The organism is Streptomyces sp. NBC_00996, from assembly GCF_045162675.1.
In the GTDB taxonomy this organism is placed as follows: Bacteria; Actinomycetota; Actinomycetes; order Streptomycetales; family Streptomycetaceae; genus Streptomyces.
Genome location: NZ_CP108723.1, coordinates 2,742,618 through 2,760,594 on the forward strand (window position 1 = coordinate 2,742,618; position 17,977 = coordinate 2,760,594).

Annotated in this window: 19 protein-coding genes; 5 read left to right on the forward strand and 14 right to left on the reverse strand. The window is 70.4% G+C overall.

The genetic code is table 11. The features are described 5' to 3' along the window. Window positions 1-54: 54 nt before the first annotated feature. From pip to OG390_RS12995, 3 genes are read right to left on the reverse strand one after another with little or no spacing between them, the layout of a single operon-like run. Window positions 55-1,017: a prolyl aminopeptidase gene (pip, locus tag OG390_RS12985; protein ID WP_406167627.1), complete on the reverse strand. Its 963-nt coding sequence runs from the start codon at window positions 1,015-1,017 to the stop codon at window positions 55-57. Window positions 1,018-1,026: 9 nt separating this feature from the next. Continuing rightward, window positions 1,027-1,797: a uracil-DNA glycosylase gene (locus OG390_RS12990; RefSeq protein WP_406167629.1), complete on the reverse strand. Its 771-nt coding sequence runs from the start codon at window positions 1,795-1,797 to the stop codon at window positions 1,027-1,029. Between the two features lie 35 nt (window positions 1,798-1,832). Beyond that, window positions 1,833-2,198, reverse strand: a complete 366-nt coding sequence (locus OG390_RS12995) for a hypothetical protein (protein WP_406167631.1) — start codon at window positions 2,196-2,198, stop codon at window positions 1,833-1,835. Here OG390_RS12995 and OG390_RS13000 point away from each other — a divergent pair. Beyond that, window positions 2,197-2,775 (forward strand): RNA-binding S4 domain-containing protein, encoded by a 579-nt coding sequence (locus OG390_RS13000; RefSeq protein ID WP_406167633.1) that lies wholly within the window; start codon window positions 2,197-2,199, stop codon window positions 2,773-2,775. The two genes, OG390_RS12995 and OG390_RS13000, sit on opposite strands and share 2 nt — an antisense overlap. 107 nt (window positions 2,776-2,882) lie before the next feature. Here OG390_RS13000 and OG390_RS13005 read toward each other — a convergent pair whose 3' ends face one another. The 3 genes from OG390_RS13005 to OG390_RS13015 form a co-directional block, all read right to left on the reverse strand. Then, the gene (locus OG390_RS13005; RefSeq protein ID WP_406167635.1) at window positions 2,883-3,332 is read right to left on the reverse strand and encodes a DoxX family protein; all 450 of its coding nucleotides are present in this window, start codon (window positions 3,330-3,332) and stop codon (window positions 2,883-2,885) included. Between the two features lie 304 nt (window positions 3,333-3,636). Beyond that, window positions 3,637-4,326 carry a class I SAM-dependent methyltransferase gene (locus tag OG390_RS13010; RefSeq protein WP_406167637.1) on the reverse strand — a complete coding sequence of 230 codons (690 nt, stop codon included), beginning with the start codon at window positions 4,324-4,326 and terminating at the stop codon, window positions 3,637-3,639. A gap of 69 nt (window positions 4,327-4,395) precedes the next feature. Beyond that, window positions 4,396-5,382, reverse strand: a complete 987-nt coding sequence (locus OG390_RS13015; protein WP_406167639.1) for an acyltransferase domain-containing protein — start codon at window positions 5,380-5,382, stop codon at window positions 4,396-4,398. Between the two features lie 94 nt (window positions 5,383-5,476). Between OG390_RS13015 and OG390_RS13020 the strand changes: the two genes are divergently transcribed. Beyond that, a complete protein-coding gene (locus OG390_RS13020) occupies window positions 5,477-5,773 on the forward strand; it encodes a DUF6343 family protein (RefSeq protein ID WP_406167641.1) in 297 nt (98 codons plus the stop codon). 7 nt (window positions 5,774-5,780) lie between these two features. On the opposite strand, the gene OG390_RS13025 is transcribed toward OG390_RS13020, so the two are convergent. From OG390_RS13025 to OG390_RS13040, 4 genes are all read right to left on the reverse strand, one after another. Further along, entirely contained in the window at window positions 5,781-6,161 is a 381-nt protein-coding gene (locus OG390_RS13025; RefSeq protein WP_399077888.1) for a tetratricopeptide repeat protein, read from the reverse strand. A 50-nt stretch (window positions 6,162-6,211) separates the two neighbouring features. Then, the gene (gene coaE, locus OG390_RS13030) at window positions 6,212-6,820 is read right to left on the reverse strand and encodes a dephospho-CoA kinase (protein WP_406167643.1); all 609 of its coding nucleotides are present in this window, start codon (window positions 6,818-6,820) and stop codon (window positions 6,212-6,214) included. A gap of 59 nt (window positions 6,821-6,879) precedes the next feature. Continuing rightward, window positions 6,880-7,818: a PAC2 family protein gene (locus OG390_RS13035; protein ID WP_406167645.1), complete on the reverse strand. Its 939-nt coding sequence runs from the start codon at window positions 7,816-7,818 to the stop codon at window positions 6,880-6,882. A gap of 177 nt (window positions 7,819-7,995) precedes the next feature. Further along, window positions 7,996-8,160 carry a hypothetical protein gene (locus OG390_RS13040; RefSeq protein WP_406178364.1) on the reverse strand — a complete coding sequence of 55 codons (165 nt, stop codon included), beginning with the start codon at window positions 8,158-8,160 and terminating at the stop codon, window positions 7,996-7,998. A gap of 218 nt (window positions 8,161-8,378) precedes the next feature. Here OG390_RS13040 and OG390_RS13045 point away from each other — a divergent pair, with 218 nt between their 5' ends. After that, window positions 8,379-9,341, forward strand: a complete 963-nt coding sequence (locus OG390_RS13045) for a right-handed parallel beta-helix repeat-containing protein (protein WP_406167647.1) — start codon at window positions 8,379-8,381, stop codon at window positions 9,339-9,341. A gap of 149 nt (window positions 9,342-9,490) precedes the next feature. On the opposite strand, the gene rpsA is transcribed toward OG390_RS13045, so the two are convergent. Next, window positions 9,491-10,990, reverse strand: coding sequence for a 30S ribosomal protein S1 (gene rpsA / locus OG390_RS13050; protein ID WP_399077896.1), 1,500 nt, complete (start codon window positions 10,988-10,990; stop codon window positions 9,491-9,493). 337 nt (window positions 10,991-11,327) lie between these two features. Between rpsA and OG390_RS13055 the strand changes: the two genes are divergently transcribed. Next, window positions 11,328-12,188, forward strand: coding sequence for a class I SAM-dependent methyltransferase (locus OG390_RS13055; RefSeq protein WP_406167649.1), 861 nt, complete (start codon window positions 11,328-11,330; stop codon window positions 12,186-12,188). Between the two features lie 175 nt (window positions 12,189-12,363). Then, the gene (hrpB, locus tag OG390_RS13060; RefSeq protein WP_406167651.1) at window positions 12,364-14,910 is read left to right on the forward strand and encodes an ATP-dependent helicase HrpB; all 2,547 of its coding nucleotides are present in this window, start codon (window positions 12,364-12,366) and stop codon (window positions 14,908-14,910) included. Here hrpB and OG390_RS13065 read toward each other — a convergent pair. From OG390_RS13065 to OG390_RS13075, 3 genes are all read right to left on the reverse strand, one after another. Next, a complete protein-coding gene (locus OG390_RS13065) occupies window positions 14,900-15,892 on the reverse strand; it encodes a DUF3068 domain-containing protein (RefSeq protein WP_406167653.1) in 993 nt (330 codons plus the stop codon). The genes hrpB and OG390_RS13065 overlap by 11 nt on opposite strands. A 62-nt stretch (window positions 15,893-15,954) precedes the next feature. Beyond that, window positions 15,955-16,089 carry an SPW_0924 family protein gene (locus OG390_RS13070; protein ID WP_399077904.1) on the reverse strand — a complete coding sequence of 45 codons (135 nt, stop codon included), beginning with the start codon at window positions 16,087-16,089 and terminating at the stop codon, window positions 15,955-15,957. 143 nt (window positions 16,090-16,232) lie between these two features. After that, entirely contained in the window at window positions 16,233-17,921 is a 1,689-nt protein-coding gene (locus OG390_RS13075; RefSeq protein WP_406167655.1) for a lytic transglycosylase domain-containing protein, read from the reverse strand. Between the last annotated feature and the right edge of the window lie 56 nt (window positions 17,922-17,977).

Below are 17,977 nucleotides of genomic sequence, written 5' to 3' on the forward strand. Positions count from 1 at the left end.
TTCCAGCGAGCCGCGTACGCGCCTTCGTCCGTCGGCGCCACCTGCGCGCCATCGTCAGCGAGCCGCGTACTTGTCCGTAGCCGCCACCAGCGCGTCCACCACCCCCGGAGCCCCCGCGTTGTGGCCCACGTCGTCGACGACGGTCAACTCACTGCCGGGCCAGGCCTGGTGGAGGCGCCAGACGATGCCCAGCAGATTTCCGAAGTCGAGGCTGCCCTGGACCAGCGTGCCGGGGATGCCTTTGAGCAGGGGTGCGTCGCGCAGGACGACGCCCTCGTCGTTGCCCTCCCCCAGGAAATGGTCGTTGCCCCAGTAGTGCGTGACCGTGCGGGCGAAGCCCATGCGGAAGGCCGCGTCCTCGTAGCGCTGTACGGACCGCGGCGGCGCGGGAACGATAGCGGTCTCCCAGTCGGTCCAGGCCCGCGCCGCCCGGGCCCGCACCTCCGGGTCGGGCGACTCGACCAGCCTGCTGTACGCGGCCGCGAGGTTCCCGTTCCGCTCGTCCTCGGGCAGCTCGGCGAGGAACCGCTCGAAGGCTTCGGGGAAGATCTGGCCAAGTCCCCTGGTCAGCAGGGCAACTTCGGCGTTCGAGCCGGTGGTCACCCCGGTCAGCACCAGCTCGGACACGGCGTCCGGATGCGTCTGCGCGTATCGCAGCCCCAACGCCGACCCCCATGAGACCCCCCACAACAGCCACCGGTCGATGCCCAAGTGGCCGCGCAGCAGCTCCAGGTCCCGGATCACATGGGCCGTCGTATTGACGCTCATGTCCGTCTCGTACGCGCTCGCGCTGGGTGTGGAGCGGCCGGCGCCGCGCTGGTCGAGCAGGACGATGCGGTACGCCTTCGGGTCGCAGTACCGCCGGTACCAGGCACCGCACCCCGAGCCGGGGCCGCCGTGCAGCATCACCGCGGGCTTGCCGCGCGGGTTGCCGCAGACCTCCCAGTACACGCGGTTGCCGTCGCCGACGTCGAGCATTCCGTGGTCGTACGGTTCGATCTCCGGATAGGGGCCCATCGAGCGAGGCTAACCCGCGTACGGCCGGGGCGTCAGCCCCGCCGCACGAGCCGCCGTACTCAGCACGTCCCGCAGCATGGCGGGGGTCAGTCGCCCGGTGAAGGTGTTCCGCTGGCTGACGTGGAAGCAGCCGAAGAGCTCGAGCCCATCCAGCGACACATGGGCTCCGTGCGCGAAGGCGGGCCGTGGCCTGGGCACGGTCCAACCCGCCTCGGCGAACGCGGGCAGCGCGGCCTGCCACCCGAAGGCCCCGAGCACCACCACCGCCCTCAGCGTCGGCCGCAGCAGCTCCAACTCCCGTACGAGCCAGGGCCGGCAGGTGTCCCGTTCCGCGGGCGTCGGCCTGTTGGCGGGCGGGGCACAGTGCACGGGCGAGGTGACGCGTACGCCGTACAGCTCCAGGCCGTCGTCGGCGGACACCGACCGGGGCTGCGACGCAAGACCCACGTCGTGCAGCGCCGCGTAGAGCACGTCCCCGGACCGGTCCCCCGTGAACATCCGCCCGGTCCGGTTTCCGCCGTGCGCGGCGGGTGCGAGTCCGACGATGAGCAGCGAGGCGTCGACCGGTCCGAAGCCCGGGACCGGGCGGCCCCAGTACGTCTGGTCGGCGAAGGCGGCGCGCTTGGTGCGGGCCACCTCCTCGCGCCATGCGACGAGCCGCGGACAGGCCCGGCACCCGGTGATCCGCACGTCCAGCTCGGCGAGGCCACTGCCGTCCGGACCGTTGCCGTCCGCGCCCCTGCCCTCCTGCCCGCTGCCGTCCAGGCCCCTGCTGTCCATGGCTTCACCGTACGACCGGAAAGTCACGGGCACGACTACGCCATCGCCGCCCCCCACCGCCACGAACCCGCAGAGCAGCAGAGCAGCAGAGAGAGGATCGCGAGGAGCGGCCAGATGAAAGGCAGGTATTTGTCGTGGGCGTGGGTGGAGGGGACGGGGAAGGCCGGCGGCAGGTTCACGACGCACACGATGTTCGCGAAGACGCTGGAGGACGTGCCCTCCGCGACCCCCTCGATGGTGTGCGGAACGATGTCGGTGATCTTCGAATCGTTCGTGATCGCCGTGGCCCCGCGGGCCGGCGAACGGGGCCGTACGAGGTCCGTACGGGGTCCGCGCCGTGGATCGTGCGAGGGGGAAATCCACCCGGCGTCCCGGGCTGCGGGGACTAAAGTCGAGGGCATGGCTTCTCAGGATGCTGACGGGGAGAAGAAGAGCACGGGTGCCGGTGGTGCGCGCGGCTCTGCCGACGCGGTGGCCGCCGCCGCGGCCGCCGGAACGGCGGGCGGCGAGAGCGTGCGGGTCGACAGCTGGATCTGGTCCGTCCGTCTCGTCAAGACCCGCTCGATGGGCGCCACCGCCTGCCGGGGCGGTCATGTCCGGGTGAACGGCGAGCGCGTCAAGCCCGCGTACGCCGTGCGCGTCGGGGACGAGGTGCGACTGCGGCACGACGGCCGAGAGCGGGTCGTCGTCGTAAAGCGTGTGATCCGCAAAAGGGTCGGTGCGCCCATCGCAGCCGAGTGCTACGTCGACAACAGTCCGCCGCCTCCGCCGCGCGAGGCCGTCGCCCCCGCGGGTATCCGCGACCGGGGTGCGGGGCGCCCGACCAAGCGGGACCGGCGCGAGCTGGAGCGCTTGCGGGGACTGGCCTCCGGTTCCTCCGGTTTCGCCGGGCCCTCCGGCTCGCCCGGCTCCGGCTCCTCCGGCTCCTCCCGCTCGTCTCGCTCCACCGGCCGGGAGGGCGGTCCCGGCGGCTCCTGAGGCATGGGCGGCCGGGCGCCGGGCGCCGGTTCCGCAGCCGTACGACGCGTCGAGGGCTCCCCCTGATGGATACGGGGGAGCCCTCCGCCTTGCACGGCCTACGGCCGTCACGACCGTCGGCGCACCAGGCGGAGCAGGTCCGTGGTGTGACTCCGCCGGGCCCACGCGATCAGGGCGAGCGGCAGAATCAGGATCAGTGGGGTCGCCACGTACGGGCCGTGGATGACGGTGACGTTCACGATGAACGCGCCGACCATCAGTGCGCTGAGCGCCACCGCCGCCACGGAGTCCAGCAGCGGGACCAGCAGGGCGATACCTCCGGCGAGTTCGAGTGCGCCGATGATGTACATGCCCGTGTGGCCCCAGCCGAGCTTGTCGAAGGACTCCACGGCCGACGGGTGCGCGATCAGCTTGGGCAGCGCGCTCGCGATCGCGTAGAAGAGGCCGAGGACGATCTGCAGGGCAGTCAGGGAGATACGGGCGCGGCGAGCGCGGGAGGTGCCGGTCGCGGGGGCGGCAGGGGACACGGCCGTGACGGGAGCGGTGGTGTCGGACATGGGGGTCTCCTGTGTGAGCGGTAGCCGTTGCTTTCACAGAGGTAGACCGGGCGGACGGGCGGAACTCATCGGCGCGGGACGGGATTTGTTTCGCCCCCTCCGCCCCTGCCCGTCCCGTACCTGGGGGGCTCCGCCCCCCAGACCCCCCGTATCGCGCTTCGCGCTCGTCCTCCAAACGCCGGACGGGCTGGATGATCCCGGCCCTGGCCAAATGGTTCGGCCCGTCAACGCACAGCCTTCACCTCGCCAGTCAGCCCGTCGACGCACAGCCCTCATCCCGCCAATCAGCCCGTCACCACACAGCTCACCCCTTCACCGCCCTCACCCACACCCCGTCCTTCGTCAAGTACCGATCCACCCTCAGTCCCGCTTCCCCCAGCGCCCCCTCGAACTCGTCCTTCGTCAGGGGCCGCGCCCGGAAGGTCTGGGTCCAGGTGGCGTCGGGGAACTCGTACTCCGCATGGACGGAGTTCACCCCGTCGCCCACGGGCTCCGTCGACACGATCCGTAGGGTGAAGCCGGAGGGGTCGACCCGCTCGCGGGGCACGTTCGTGTGATAGTCCTCCCCCTCGCGCTGGATCAACACGCAGCCGTCCTCCGCCACATGGCGCGCGCATGTCTGCAAGAACGCTCGGCGCACCGCGGGGTCCCCGGTGTGGACGAGGAAGGACGCGAGCATGACGACGTCGAACGTCTCGCCCAGGTCGAGGTCCTCGATCGTGCTGGGTATCGTGCGCGCTCCGCGCACCCGCGCCAGCATCTCGGCGGACTCGTCCACGGCCGTGATCGTGAACCCGCGCTCCAGGAGCGGGTGAGTCATCCGTCCGACCCCGCTGCCCAGTTCCAGAATGTGCGCGCCCGCGGGCACCGCCGCGGTGATGATGTCCGGCTCGCCCCCGATGGGCAGGCGCGCGTAGAGCTCGACCGCGCAGCCGTCCGGTGTGATGCTGCCGGGTCCGGTTCCCTCGTGTCCTTGACGCTTCTCGATCCTCATATCCGTCCAACGGGCCGCCCTCATCGGCCCGTTCCCACCCCGCACCCATTCACTCGTTCGAGTGGCGCGCTACAGTGCGAACCATCCCTGTCCCCCGTACCAGTGCCCGCCCGCGCGCAGATGGTCACCCACCGCCCGCTCGACGCTGTTGCGCCGGGGCAGTTCGTCCACCGGCAGCCCGGGATCGCCGAAGACGAAGCCGACGGGCACCCCGTCGTCAGGGATCCTCTCCTCGTACGCGGTCTCGAAGCGGTCCTGGAAGCGGATGATGTTGGAGTCGGCCGACAGATACCGCTTGAGCTGCGGGTCGAGCAGCCAGGAGTGGCACACGGCGACTTCGTGGCGCTCGTCGGGGTAGTGGCGGGCGAAGAACTCCCGTGCCAGCGCGAGCGACCGGTCACAGGCGGTGGGCGACAGGGGGCCGCGGAAGTCGGCGATGTGCAGGCTCAGGCAGGGGTCGCCGGGGCCCAGGCCCAGGCCCGCCGCCGCGACGGCGCCACCCGTGTGCCGGCCCAGTCGCGCCCGCTGGAACTGCAGTCGGCCCAGCTGGAAAAGCTCGCCGTGGAAGTGCAGGGCGATCCACCAGGGGAACAGCAACCCCGGCGAACCGACCCGCCTGTGGTGCACGGCCACATGCCGGCCGAGGTCGGCGAGGGTGCGCCGGGACACGTCCTCCGGGACGCCGCGCTCCTGGTGATAGGCGCGCACATACGGAAGCGCCGCGATGAAGACGTACACATGGAAGCAGCGCCCGAGCGCCCCCGTCGACGCGGGGAACGCGGGCGGCTCCCAGCCCTTGCCCATCTCCCCCATGTCCCGTACGAAGCGTCCGACGCAGCGCGCGAGGAGCGTCATCGCCTCCGGGTCCGCCGCCAACCGGGCACGCAGCGCGACGAGTTCATTGATGTGCTCGTGGGCCACGGTCAGGTCGAGCAGGACGTCGGGCAGCTCGTCCGCGTCCGGAAGCACCGCTTCCACCCGGGGCGTGCCCTCGCTCTCCAGGTCCTTCAGCCACTCCGCGAGCCTCGCGTCCGCCCGCAGTGCCTCCAGCAGCACCGTCGCCTCCCCCCGTCGGTCGGCGGTCCGACCGCTCTCCCATGGTGAACGTGCACCACGAAGAGTACGTTTCCCAGTAGGAGTAGTGATCCTGATGCGTACGGGCAGTGAACCGACGACAGCGCGCAGTGCTCTGCGGCTGCGTTTCTGGCTGAGCCTGTGGGGTCTGATCTGGGCGATCTTCGGGACGGCCGCGTTTGCCCTGGCCGGGCGGCCCGGATGGGCGGCAGCATGCGGCGTGCTGTGGCTGATCGTCACCGTGGACATGACCATGATCCTGCGGCACATCCACCAGGGGCCGCACTACCAGCCGGGCCCCGACGTTCCGCCCTACTCGCCGCCGGAGAGCCGCCTCCCGCCGTACCGGCCGAGGCAGCACCGGCACCCTTAGCCGAGCGTCACGTCTCGAAGCGCGCCGCTTCCAGGTACTGCGGCTTCGGGTCGAGCGCAGCCGCCAGCCTGAAGTGCCGCTTCGCCTGCTCGGGGCGGCGCTGGCGCTCATAGGTGCGGGCGAGCGCGAAGTGCGCGAACGCGTTGTCCGGTTCGCGCTCCAGGACGATCGTGAACTCCAGCTCGGCGGGGCGCAGTTGCGCGGCGGCGAAGAAGGCACGCGCGCGAAGCAGCCGGGCTGCCGTGTTCTCCGGATGCGCGGCGATGACTGAGTCGAGCAGCTTCACCGCGCCCCGCGGGTCCCGCGCGGCAAGCAGTTGCTCGGCGGCACGGAAGTCGATGACATGCGTCTCCGGAGTACGTCCGGTCGAACCGCTGGTCTCGGGCACGGCAGAGTCCTTCCCTCACTGCAAGGGTTCAACGCCCCCGCAGGGGGCTGCTATTCCTGGGGCCGACGCGCCCTACGGACGAGCTCGGCCCATACCTTCCGTACGCGCCGCTCCAACTCCTCCAGCGGTACGTCGTTGTCGATGACGATGTCCGCGATCTCCAGGCGCTTCTCGCGCGGGGCCTGGGCGGCCATGCGGGCGCGGGCGTCGTCCTCGGTCATGCCGCGCAGCCGTAGGAGGCGGTCGAGCTGCGTTTCGGGGCTTGCGTCGACGACGATCACGAGGTCGTACAGCGGGGCGAGGCCGTTCTCGGCGAGCAGGGGCACGTCGTGTACGACGACGGCCTCTTCGGAGGCGGCGTCTTCGAGTTCGCGGGAGCGGGCGCCCACCAGGGGGTGCACGATCGAATTGAGGACGGCGAGCTTCTCCGGGTCGGCGAAGACGATCGAGCCCAGCTTGGGCCGGTTCAGGCTGCCGTCCGGTGCGAGCACGTCCTCGCCGAAGGCGTCGACGACCGCCGCGAGCCCGGCAGTTCCGGGCGCGACGACCTCCCGCGCGATCCTGTCCGCGTCGATCAGCACCGCGCCGTGCTCGACGAGCAGCCGCGACACTTCGCTCTTGCCGGCGCCGATACCACCGGTCAGGCCCACCTTCAGCATGCCAAGCAGCTTAGGGCCTGCCACTGACAGGCCCTTCGACAGGGAGCCCCGGAACCAGGCTAGGCGTCGCCCTCGCGCTCCGCCAGGAACCGCTCGAACTCCAAGCCGATCTCGTCCGCCGAGGGGATGTCCACCGGTTCCGCGAGCATGTTGCCCCGCGTCTCGGCGCCCGCCGCGGCGTCGTACTGGTGCTCAAGGCCCTGGACGAGGGAGACGAGCTCTTCGTCGCCCTCCTGGATCTGGCGGTCGATCTCCGTCTGCGTGCGGTGTGCTTCCGTACGCAGCGCGTGCGCGATGCCGGGGAGCACCAGGCCGGTCGCGGCCGTGATGGACTCCAGGACGGTCAGCGCGGCGTCCGGGTACGGGGAACGGGCGATGTAGTGCGGCACGTGCGCGGCGACGCCCAGGACGTCGTGTCCGGCCTCCATGAGGCGGTACTCGACGAGGGACTCGGCGCTTCCGGGCACCTGCGCCTCGTCGAAGGGGCTGCGGTGGCCGGGCACCAGCTCGGTGCGGTTGCCGTGCGGGGTGAGGCCCACGGGGCGCGTGTGCGGAACGCCCATGGGGATGCCGTGGAAGTTCACGGAAAGGCGGACGCCGAGCCGCTCCACGATCTGCTGGACGGCGGCGGCGAAGCGCTCCCACTCCACGTCCGGCTCGGGGCCGGACAGCAACAGGAAGGGCGCCCCCGTCGCGTCCTGCACGAGGCGTACGTCGAGCGTGGGCTCTTCGTATTCGGTCCAGCGGTCGCGCTTGAACGTCAGCAGCGGACGCCGGGCCCGGTAGTCCACGAGCCGGTCGTGGTCGAAGCGGGCCACGACCTGGTGGGGCAGCGAGTCGAGCAGCCGGTCGACGATCTGGTCGCCGGTCTCGCCCGCGTCGATGTATCCGTCGAAGTGGTAGAGCATGACGAGACCTGCCGACTCCTGGGCGAGCGCCACGTCGACAACGGCCAAGCCCTTCGGCTCCCATGCGTACAAACCCTGCGGATCAAGCACTGTGACCGCTCCTCCTCGTGTTCGTACTCCACAACGTGATGCGGAGCGCGGGCATTCCCGCCCGCGCTCCGCGCCACCGCCTCTTACCGACTTCTCAGCCACCACGAGCGGCTGGAAGGACATCCGTGGACGGATGCCGAGTCATCTGCAAAGGGCTGTCCGGGCATCCACCGACGGCTACCACAGTGCACGGAAGGGCTGTTCACGTCCTGCGGCCTGCGCGGTGGGCGCGAGGCCGAGGGCCCCCATGGTGGCGAACATCGCGCCCGCACCACCGGTGAGATCCACAGTGCGGAGAAAGGTGCGCCGGCTCGCGTCGGTGGATCGTCGCTGTGCTGCCATGACTTCGGCTCCCCTCACGATTTTGAATGATCCGGGGATCCTGGCAACGACCTGTTACAGCGCTGGAGTTACTCGTATATCTGCCACGTTTCCCTCCCCGCACACCCGGACCGGTCCAGACCTTGACGCGAACATGCGGCACCCCTACGTTCATATGGATACCCGGCGTTCATGTACAAGAACACGCTTCTATGCGAACCGACGGGAAGGTCCCCCACATGCGTATCCGGCGCACGCTCCTCGTCCCGCTGCTCGCCGCGACGGCAGCCACGGTCGGCGCAGCCCTGACCGCTCCCCCGGCCGAGGCCGCCCAGGTCATCGAGGTCTCCACCGCCGCCCAGCTGAAGTCCGCGCTCACCTCGGCATCCCCCGGCGACACGATCCACCTCACCGACGGCACGTACACGGGCAACTTCAAGGCGTCGACGGCGGCGAGCTCCGGCTCCCGCATCACCCTCACCGGATCCTCGAAGGCCGTCCTCAAGGCGAGCGGCGGCTACGGACTCCATCTCAACGGCGCCGCGTACTGGACGGTCCAGGGCCTCACCATCACCGGCGGACAGAAAGGCATCATGATCGACTCGGCGAAGGGGGTAGTCGTCGACACGGTCACCGTCCACGGACTCGACATGGAGGGCGTCCACTTCCGCAACTCCAGCACGGACGGCGTGATCAAGAACTCGAAGATCTACGACACCGGCAACGACGGCCGTGGCATGGGCGAGGGCGTGTACGTCGGAACCGCCGGCGGAACCTCCGACAAGAGCGACCGCATCCAGATCACCGGCAACACGATCGGCCCGGACGTGGGCGGGGAGAACGTCGACATCAAGGAGGGCACCACCGGCGCCCTCATCACCGGCAACACCTTCGACGGCAGCGGCCTCACCGGCGCCAACTACGACGACTCCTGGGTCGATGTGAAGGGCAACGACGTCCTCGTGGAGAACAACAAGGGCACGTCCACGACGAACGACGGCTACCAGACCCACACCCAGCAGTCCGGCTGGGGCTGCGGCACGGTGTTCCGCTCCAACACCTCGGACCTGACGGGCACGACCGGCGACCAGCAGCTCGCGATCAACGTGACCAACTACGGCGCGAGCTGCAGGACGACGGTTCATGCGACGAACACGGTGACGGGAGGCAGGGGCCTCACCAACATCACGGTCACTCCATAGCGTCGTCCGCAGGAGCGCCCCGCAGAGGCGCGGGACGCTGCACGATCAGCCCCCGCGAACCCGAGGAGTGAAACAAAGGAGCGGTGGGCCGCACCCCCACAAGGGGTACGGCCCACCGACCAGCTACTGCCTAGCGGAAACTACACGGTTCAGCTCTGGCCACCCGCGAGCTTCTCGCGAAGCGCGGCGAGGGCCTCGTCCGACGCCAGGGCGCCGGAGGTGTCGTCCGACTCCGAGGAGTACGAACCGCCGCCGCCGGCGGCGGCCGGAGCCGCACCCGCGTCGCCGCCCTCGGCCGCCGCCTGGGCGTCGGCCTCGCGGGACTTGATGACCTGCGCCTGGTGCTGCTCGAAGCGCTGCTGCGCCTCGGCGTACTGGTGCTCCCAGGCCTCGCGCTGGGTCTCGTAGCCCTCGAGCCAGTCGTTGGTCTCGGGGTCGAAGCCCTCGGGGTAGATGTAGTTGCCCTGGTCGTCGTACGACGCGGCCATGCCGTACAGCGTCGGGTCGAACTCGACCGAGGCCGGGTCGGCACCGAAGGACTCGTTGGCCTGCTTCAGCGAGAGGCTGATGCGGCGGCGCTCGAGGTCGATGTCGATGACCTTGACGAAGATCTCGTCGTTGACCTGGACGACCTGCTCCGGGATCTCCACGTGGCGCTCGGCCAGCTCGGAGATGTGGACCAGACCCTCGATGCCCTCGTCCACGCGGACGAACGCACCGAACGGAACGAGCTTGGTGACCTTACCCGGGACGACCTGACCGATCTGGTGCGTACGGGCGAACTGCTGCCACGGGTCTTCCTGCGTCGCCTTGAGCGACAGGGAGACGCGCTCGCGGTCCATGTCGACGTCGAGAACCTCGACGGTGACTTCCTGGCCGACCTCGACAACCTCGGAGGGGTGGTCGATGTGCTTCCAGGAGAGCTCGGAGACGTGCACGAGACCGTCGACGCCACCCAGGTCCACGAAGGCACCGAAGTTGACGATCGAGGACACGACGCCGGAGCGGACCTGACCCTTCTGCAGGGTGGTGAGGAACGTCTGGCGAACCTCGGACTGGGTCTGCTCCAGCCAGGCGCGGCGGGACAGGACCACGTTGTTGCGGTTCTTGTCCAGCTCGATGATCTTGGCCTCGAGCTCCTTGCCCACGTAGGGCTGGAGGTCGCGGACACGGCGCATCTCGACGAGGGAAGCCGGCAGGAAGCCACGGAGGCCGATGTCGAGGATGAGACCACCCTTGACGACCTCGATGACGGTACCGGTGACGATGCCGTCCTCTTCCTTGATCTTCTCGATGGTGCCCCAGGCGCGCTCGTACTGGGCGCGCTTCTTCGAGAGGATCAGGCGGCCTTCCTTGTCCTCCTTCTGGAGAACAAGGGCTTCGATCTCGTCACCGACGGCGACGACCTCGTTCGGGTCGACGTCGTGCTTGATCGAGAGCTCGCGGCTCGGGATGACACCTTCGGTCTTGTAACCGATGTCGAGCAGGACCTCGTCCCGGTCGACCTTCACGATGACGCCGTCGACGATGTCGCCGTCGTTGAAGTACTTGATCGTCTCGTCGATCGCGGCGAGGAAGGCTTCCTCGTTACCGATGTCGTTGACCGCAACCTGCGGGGTGGTGGCGGTGGTCTCGGTGCTGCTCGTCATGTGGGAAAGGGCTCCGGTACGGACGGTGAGTCGTAGGTACTGCTTACGCCGGGAGCCCGTTTCGCTCTGCAGAAGGCCGGACAGCCAAGGAAGCGCCCAGCCTGGACGGTGTTTTTTCAAACACATCCCAGTGGCGCCTCGAAAACCGAGGGGACATACATACAGATGCGAGCGCAGCCTGCTACGTCTGAGGAGCGCAGGCCCGCAGCGCAACTTGTAGCATACGGGGGCAGCCGGGCAGGGTCAATGCGCGAAGGCGCACACCCGGGGCGGATCGCCGCATACCCGGCACAAGACCTGTCTCATGGGGCCACGCGTGCCGTAGCGCGCCTCTGTCGTGACATCCCCGAGACGGGTTGGACGGAAGAGTACGACGAGGGAGCCGATCATCCAAGAGCCCGAACCGTTCGAACCCGAAGCCACCCGACGCGACGCGGGCGTCACGGAGAGTTCCCGCGCCAGTCGCGGCTGGTGGGACCGGAACGCGGACGAGTACCAGATCGAGCACGGCACGTTCCTCGGAGACGACCGTTTCGTGTGGGGACCCGAGGGTCTCGACGAGGTGGAGGCCGAGCTGCTCGGCCCACCGGAGGACCTGAAGGGCAAGGACGTCCTGGAGATCGGCGCCGGCGCGGCGCAGTGCTCGCGCTGGCTGGCCGGCCAGGGGGCGCGTCCGGTGGCCCTGGACCTCTCCCACCGCCAGCTCCAGCACGCGCTGCGCATCGGCGGTTCCGTGCCGCTCGTGGAGGCGGACGCGGGCGCCCTGCCGTTCGCCGACGGCTCCTTCGACCTCGCGTGCTCGGCCTACGGCGCGCTGCCGTTCGTCGCCGACCCGGTCCGCGTCCTGCGGGAGGTACGCCGGGTGCTGCGCCCCGGGGGCCGCTTCGTCTTCTCGGTGACGCATCCGATCCGCTGGGCGTTCCCGGACGAGCCCGGCCCCGAAGGGCTGAGCGTCGCCGCCTCCTACTTCGACCGCACTCCTTATGTGGAGCAGGACGAAGAGGGCCGCGCGATGTACGTCGAGCACCACAGGACGATCGGCGACCGCGTCCGCGACGTCGTGGCCGGCGGGTTCCGCCTGGTCGACCTCGTCGAGCCGGAGTGGCCCGCCTGGAACACCCAGGAGTGGGGCGGCTGGTCCCCGCTGCGCGGGAATCTGATCCCGGGGACGGCGATCTTCGTCTGCGAGCGGGACTGAACGCACGGAAAGCTGCGAGCGGGACTGAACGCACGGAAAGAGAGGGGCCCACGCGTGCGTGCGCCCCTCTTTCTTTGTCGCGCGCGTGCGCGTGGCGGCCCGCACGCGCACGCGCGCGACAGGGCATTTCGACGCGCGTACGGGACTGGTTTGACGCTCGTACGAGACTGGGGGCGTGATCCGTTTCGACGCCCTGGACCTGCTGCCCGTACGCGGCGCGCTGCCCGGTCTGAACGACGCCCTGGAGGGCGGCGGCAGCGCGGTGCTCGTGGCGCCGCCCGGCACCGGCAAGACGACCCTCGTCCCGCTGGCGCTCGCCGGTCTGCTGGAGGACGGGCGGCCGCTGCGCCGGGTCGTCGTCGCCGAGCCGCGGCGGATCGCCGCCCGGGCCGCCGCGCGGCGGATGGCGTGGCTGCTCGGCGAGAAGGTCGGCGAGAGCGTCGGCTACACCGTGCGCGGGGAGCGGGTCGTCGGCCGCCGCGCGCGCGTGGAGGTCGTCACGACCGGTGTCCTGCTGCAGCGGCTCCAGCGGGACCAGGAGCTGGCGGGCGTCGACGTCATCGTGCTCGACGAGTGCCATGAGCGACATCTGGACGCCGACACGGTGGCCGCCTTTCTGCTGGACGTACGGGCCGCTCTCCGCCCCGAGCTGCGACTGGTGGCCGCGTCCGCGACGACGGACGCCGAGGGGTGGGCCCGGCTGCTGGGCGACGCACCGGTGGTCGAGGCGCAGGGAGTCTCCCATCCGGTCGAGGTGGTGTGGGCGCCGCCGGTACGCCCGGTACGGCCGCCGCACGGGATGCGGGTGGACCCGGCGCTGCTGACACATGTGGCGTCGGTGGTGCGGCGGGCGCTGGCCGAGCGCGAGGGGGACGTGCTGTGCTTCCTGCCCGGCGTCGGGGAGATCGCGCGGGTCGCCGGGCAGCTGGGGGACCTCGGCGAGATCGACGTCCTTCAGGTGCACGGACGGGCGCCGGCCCCCGTGCAGGACGCGGTGCTGTCGCCGGGTGTACGGCGCCGGGTGGTCCTCGCGACCGCGGTGGCCGAGTCGTCGCTGACGGTTCCCGGAGTACGGGTGGTCGTCGACTCCGGGCTCGCGCGGGAGCCGCGGGTGGACCACGCGCGCGGGCTGAGCGCGCTGACGACCGTACGGGCCTCGCAGGCGGCGGGGCGGCAGCGGGCGGGGCGTGCCGGGCGTGAGGCGCCGGGAGCGGTGTACCGGTGCTGGGCGGAGGCCGAGGACGCGCGTCTGGCCCGTTTCCCCGCGCCGGAGATCAAGGTGGCCGACCTGACGGCGTTCGCCCTCCAGGCGGCCTGCTGGGGCGACCCGGAGGCGACGGGGCTCGCACTCCTCGACCCGCCGCCGGGTGGGGCGATGGCCGCGGCGCGCTCGGTTCTGTCGGCCATCGGTGCGGTGGATTCCGCCGGGCGGGCCACGGAACGGGGTGCGCGAATGTCCCGGCTCGGGTTGCACCCGCGGCTGGCCCGGGCGCTGCTGGACGCGGCGCCCTCGGTCGGTGCGGAGCGGGCCTCCGAGGTCGTCGCCCTCTTGAGCGAGGAGCCGCCTCGGGAGTACGGCGACGACCTCGCCGCGGCGTGGCGTGCCGCCCGGCGTGGGAGGGACGCCTACGCCGGTCGCTGGCGTGCGGAGGCCCGGCGCCTGCGGGCCGGCGCCTCTACCGGCACAGAGACAGCCGACGCGCCTTCCACGCCCGCCTCCACCGTGACGGGTGGGCGGGCGAGCGCCGGGGACGACCGCGTCGTGGGTCTCGTCGCTGCCCTCGCCTTCCCCGAGCGGGTCGCGCGAGCGCAAGGCGGCTCGTATCTGATGGCCTCCGGGACCCGGGCCGAGCTCGGGGACGGCTCGGGGCTGCGCGGGGCGCCCTGGCTCGCCGTGGCGGTGGCGGATCGGCCCGTGGGCGCCGGGCACGCCCGTGTGCGGCTCGGCGCCGCCATCGACGAGGAGACGGCGCGTCGGGCCGCGGGGAGCCTGTATGCCGAGGGCGCCGAGGTCCACTGGGCCGGCGGGGACGTCGTTGCGCGGCGGGTGGAGCGACTGGGGGCCGTGGAGCTGGCAGTGCGCGCGATGAAGGACACCGACTCCGGGCTCGTACGAGAGGCTCTTCTGGAGGGGCTGCGGGAGGAGGGGCTCGGGCTGCTGCGGTGGACGCGGGACGCGAAGCTGCTGCGGCAGCGGCTCGCCTTTCTGTACCACCACCTGGGTGCTCCTTGGCCCGACGTGCGCGACGACGCCCTCCACGCGCGCGTGGAGGAATGGTTGGAGCCGGAGCTCGGGCGGGCGCGTCGGCGGGCCGACCTGGGGAGGATCGATGTCGGTCAGGGGCTCGGCCGGCTGCTTCCATGGGCCACCGGCGATGCCGCGCGGCTCGACGAGCTCGCGCCGGAACGGATCGAGGTGCCGAGTGGGTCCAGAATCCGGATCGACTACCAGGATCCTGAACGTCCCGTACTGGCGGTGAAGCTGCAGGAGATGTTCGGGCTGGCCGAGACTCCCCGCGCCGCCGGTGTGCCGGTGCTCGTGCATCTGCTCTCCCCCGCAGGACGGCCCGCCGCCGTCACCGCCGACCTCGCCTCGTTCTGGAGGGACGGCTACAAGGCCGTGCGGGCCGAACTGCGCGGGCGCTATCCCAAGCACCCCTGGCCCGAGGACCCGGCCACCGCCGAGCCCACCCGGCACACCAACGCCAGGCTCAGGCGGTGACAGGCTCGGGTTCCGCGGCCTGAGTCGGCGCCGGATCGCCGGGCCTGCGGCTGCGGGCCTCCAGGTACAACGACAGCGACAGCAGACCGGCGCCCAGGAGCAGGAAGCCCCAGGGGAGATACGAGGTCATCAGGAGGACCAGGGTGCGGTTCGACTTGACCAGGTCGACCGTGTGCTTGATGTAGTCCTCGCGCATCTTCACGCGCCCGGAGAAGGCGGTCACTTTGTCACGGCCGCCCAGCAGGGTCCCGCCGCGCAGTTCCTCCTTGTGAATCTCCTCGCCGTAGACGGGCGCCCCGGTGACCGGCTCCACCCAGAACTTGCGGACCGTCGTGTACCAGATGGTCGTCCCTGTCTTGGCGAGCGACTCCTGGGTGATGCCCTTGACGGGCATGGCCTTCGGGAAGTGGACCTTGGTCCAGGGAATGGTCTGCTCGAAGTAGTAGACCTTGACTCCGCGGAAGCTCTGGGTGCCCTTGTAGTGGATGGGGTGGGTGGTGCGGGTCTGCATGTCGAAGTACTCGTAGTCCCGCTTCTCCGTCATGAAGGGCCACTTGAACTCGATGCCCTCGCGTGTGACGGGGTCGCCGTCGACCATCTCGCCCGTGGCGTGGACGGGTTCCTGGCTGTGCGCGTCGAAGATGTAGCGCTCGGGGATCTTGGAGACCATCTTGCCGTCGGGGCCCTGAATGTAGGAGAGGGAGTCCCAGACGACGACGTCCCGGCCCGCGGTCTTCTCGATCTTCTCGGAGGCTTCGACGTTGCCCTTGAGGGTCTGTACCACGGTGACCTTGGGGACCTTCCTGGCCTTCATGGTGCCGTAGTCGAGGAGGGTCGCGTCCTTCGCCTCCAGGACCATGTCCTGGTATTGGTTGGCGGGGATCTTCGCCAGGCGCGGGAAGGCGTACCAGCGCAGCAGTGGGGACAGCGCCGTGAAGAACACGGCGAAGGCGAGCAGGATCAGGCTTGCCTTGCGGCGCATCTCGGCGTCCCTCCCTGGGAGTTACGGGCGTGCGGGCACGGGGTACGGGTGCGGGGCACTTGCTACGGGTGTTCGGGCACAGTGGTCAGCAGCGGCTTCGGTGACGTCTTTCCAGCCGGTGAGCCCATGGCCGTGATGGTCAGCACCAGGGCGAGCGCCACGGCGAGACCGATCGCGGCGGCGATGAGTGCACGCATGCGGCCTCCCGAGAGCCAGGAACTGATAGTTCGTCAGGTCCGGCACCGTAGCAACGGCGGGCCGAGATGAGAACACGTTGCACACATGGACGAGGGCGCTCGTCCGCCCGGAAGCGGAGGAGCGCCCTGGACGCGCGTACGGACTACGAGGTGGCTGCCGCCACCTTCAGCTCCACGGTCAGCGTCGCGCCGCCCGTGGTGTCGATACGGAGCAGGAACGTGCCGGTGGTGTCGTCCGCGTACAGCTTCGGGAGCTTGAGCGCACCGTCGGCGTCCGTGGTGAGGTCCGTGAGGGTGCGTACGGTCTTGCCGTCCGCGTCCTTGAAGTACGGTCCCTTGTCGTTCTCGGTCGCGTCGTCCGCCGACTTGATGAGCGTCGCGGTGGCCGCGACCTTGTCCGCGACGGCGCCCTTGTAAGTGGCCTTCACCTCGACCTGGTCGGCGAACTCGCCGCCCGGCACGCAGGTCAGCGCGGTGTCGCTGGTGCGGGTGAGGGTGTCGGCCTGGCGCGGGGTGACGGTCGCCACGTAGTCGAGCCCGGCCATGACGCGGCCGACGACGGTGGCGCGCACCGTGAAGTCGCCGGTCTTCTCGCCGGCGACGAGCGCGGGCGCGGTGGCCGTACCCGTGCTGTTGGTGACGACCGTGGCGACGGTCTCGCCCCCGGTGAAGGTGGCGTCCGTGTCGTCGCCGACGATCATGAACCGCACCCGGACCTTCGCCACCGCCTTGCCGGCCTCGGTCTCGGTCCGTACCGCGACCTTCTCGGCGAACGTGTCGCCCGCCGTCGCCGTGAGCTTCCCGGTGCCCGCGTCCTCCAGGTGGTCCACGGTCTCCGTGGGGATGGGCGGCGTCGGACTCGGCGACGGCGTCGACGGGGTGGACGGGGTGGACGGGTCCGGGCTGGGGCTGCTCGACCCGCCGTCGCCCGGCTTGGGAGTGCTCGGCTTCGGGCTCGGCGTCGAAGGCACGGGCGGCGTCGGGCTGGGGCTCGCCCCGGAGTTCTCGTCGCTGTTGCGCGAAGGCAGCGTTCCCGTACCGTCCGGCACCTCGTGGCTGCCCTTGCGGTAGTACTCCAGCCACGACAGGACCGTGTTCAGGTACGCCGTCGAGTTGTTGTAGCTGAGAATCGAGGCATTCATCTGCGACTGGACCGACATGTCGTGGTCGAACCGGCAGAGGTAGTGGCCGGCCGCGAGCGCCGCGTCGTAGATGTTGTTGGGGTCCTTCTTGCCGTCGCCGTTGCCGTCGCGGCCCGCCCACTCCCAGGTGGAGGGGATGAACTGCATCGGCCCCACCGCGCGGTCGTGCGTGGAGTCACCGTCGTACACGCCGTTGTCGGTGTCGCTGATGTTCGCGAAGCCGTTGCCGTTGAGGACCGGGCCGAGGATCGGCGAGTACGTCGTGCCGCTCGCGTCCACACGACCGCCGCGGGCCTGGCCCGACTCGACCTTGCCGATGGCGGCGAGGAGCTGCCAGGGCAGGTTGCAGCCCGGCTTGGACGTACGCAGGGACGCCTCGGCCTTCTTGTAGGCGTCGAGGACGGTCGCCGGAATGCCCGCCTCGGTGTCACCCCTGGAAACGGGCGTGCCTATGGTCGGCGCCGGGCTCGGGCTGTCGAGCGGCGGCAGGTCGGTGTAGTAGCGCGAGTTGCCGGTCGCGGTGTCGTCGCCGCTCGCGTCCGGTGCGGCTTCGGCGCCGGTCGTCTGTCTGCCGTGATCGTCGGTGGTCACTCCCGGGGCCTGGGACGCGGACAGGGCCGCGACCGCGGCCGCGGCCACGGCGGTGGTAGCCGCCCCCTTGCGCAGCCTCCTGCCGAAATGCGCCGCCATTGAGTGAACCCCTCCCGTGGACGACCGCTTCCGCGCTTCGTCGTGTGCTTCCTGCT

Coding starts and splice junctions, on each gene's coding strand:
- OG390_RS13075 (WP_406167655.1), bottom strand. CDS start 17,921: ATGGCGGCGCATTTCGGCAGGAGGCTGCGCAAGGGGGCGGCTACCACC.
- OG390_RS12995 (WP_406167631.1), bottom strand. CDS start 2,198: ATGCCCTCGACTTTAGTCCCCGCAGCCCGGGACGCCGGGTGGATTTCC.
- OG390_RS13020 (WP_406167641.1), top strand. CDS start 5,477: ATGCGTACGGGCAGTGAACCGACGACAGCGCGCAGTGCTCTGCGGCTG.
- OG390_RS12990 (WP_406167629.1), bottom strand. CDS start 1,797: ATGGACAGCAGGGGCCTGGACGGCAGCGGGCAGGAGGGCAGGGGCGCG.
- OG390_RS13070 (WP_399077904.1), bottom strand. CDS start 16,089: ATGCGTGCACTCATCGCCGCCGCGATCGGTCTCGCCGTGGCGCTCGCC.
- rpsA (WP_399077896.1), bottom strand. CDS start 10,990: ATGACGAGCAGCACCGAGACCACCGCCACCACCCCGCAGGTTGCGGTC.
- pip (WP_406167627.1), bottom strand. CDS start 1,017: ATGGGCCCCTATCCGGAGATCGAACCGTACGACCACGGAATGCTCGAC.
- OG390_RS13065 (WP_406167653.1), bottom strand. CDS start 15,892: ATGCGCCGCAAGGCAAGCCTGATCCTGCTCGCCTTCGCCGTGTTCTTC.
- OG390_RS13010 (WP_406167637.1), bottom strand. CDS start 4,326: ATGAGGATCGAGAAGCGTCAAGGACACGAGGGAACCGGACCCGGCAGC.
- OG390_RS13040 (WP_406178364.1), bottom strand. CDS start 8,160: ATGGCAGCACAGCGACGATCCACCGACGCGAGCCGGCGCACCTTTCTC.
- OG390_RS13000 (WP_406167633.1), top strand. CDS start 2,197: ATGGCTTCTCAGGATGCTGACGGGGAGAAGAAGAGCACGGGTGCCGGT.
- OG390_RS13045 (WP_406167647.1), top strand. CDS start 8,379: ATGCGTATCCGGCGCACGCTCCTCGTCCCGCTGCTCGCCGCGACGGCA.
- coaE (WP_406167643.1), bottom strand. CDS start 6,820: ATGCTGAAGGTGGGCCTGACCGGTGGTATCGGCGCCGGCAAGAGCGAA.
- OG390_RS13005 (WP_406167635.1), bottom strand. CDS start 3,332: ATGTCCGACACCACCGCTCCCGTCACGGCCGTGTCCCCTGCCGCCCCC.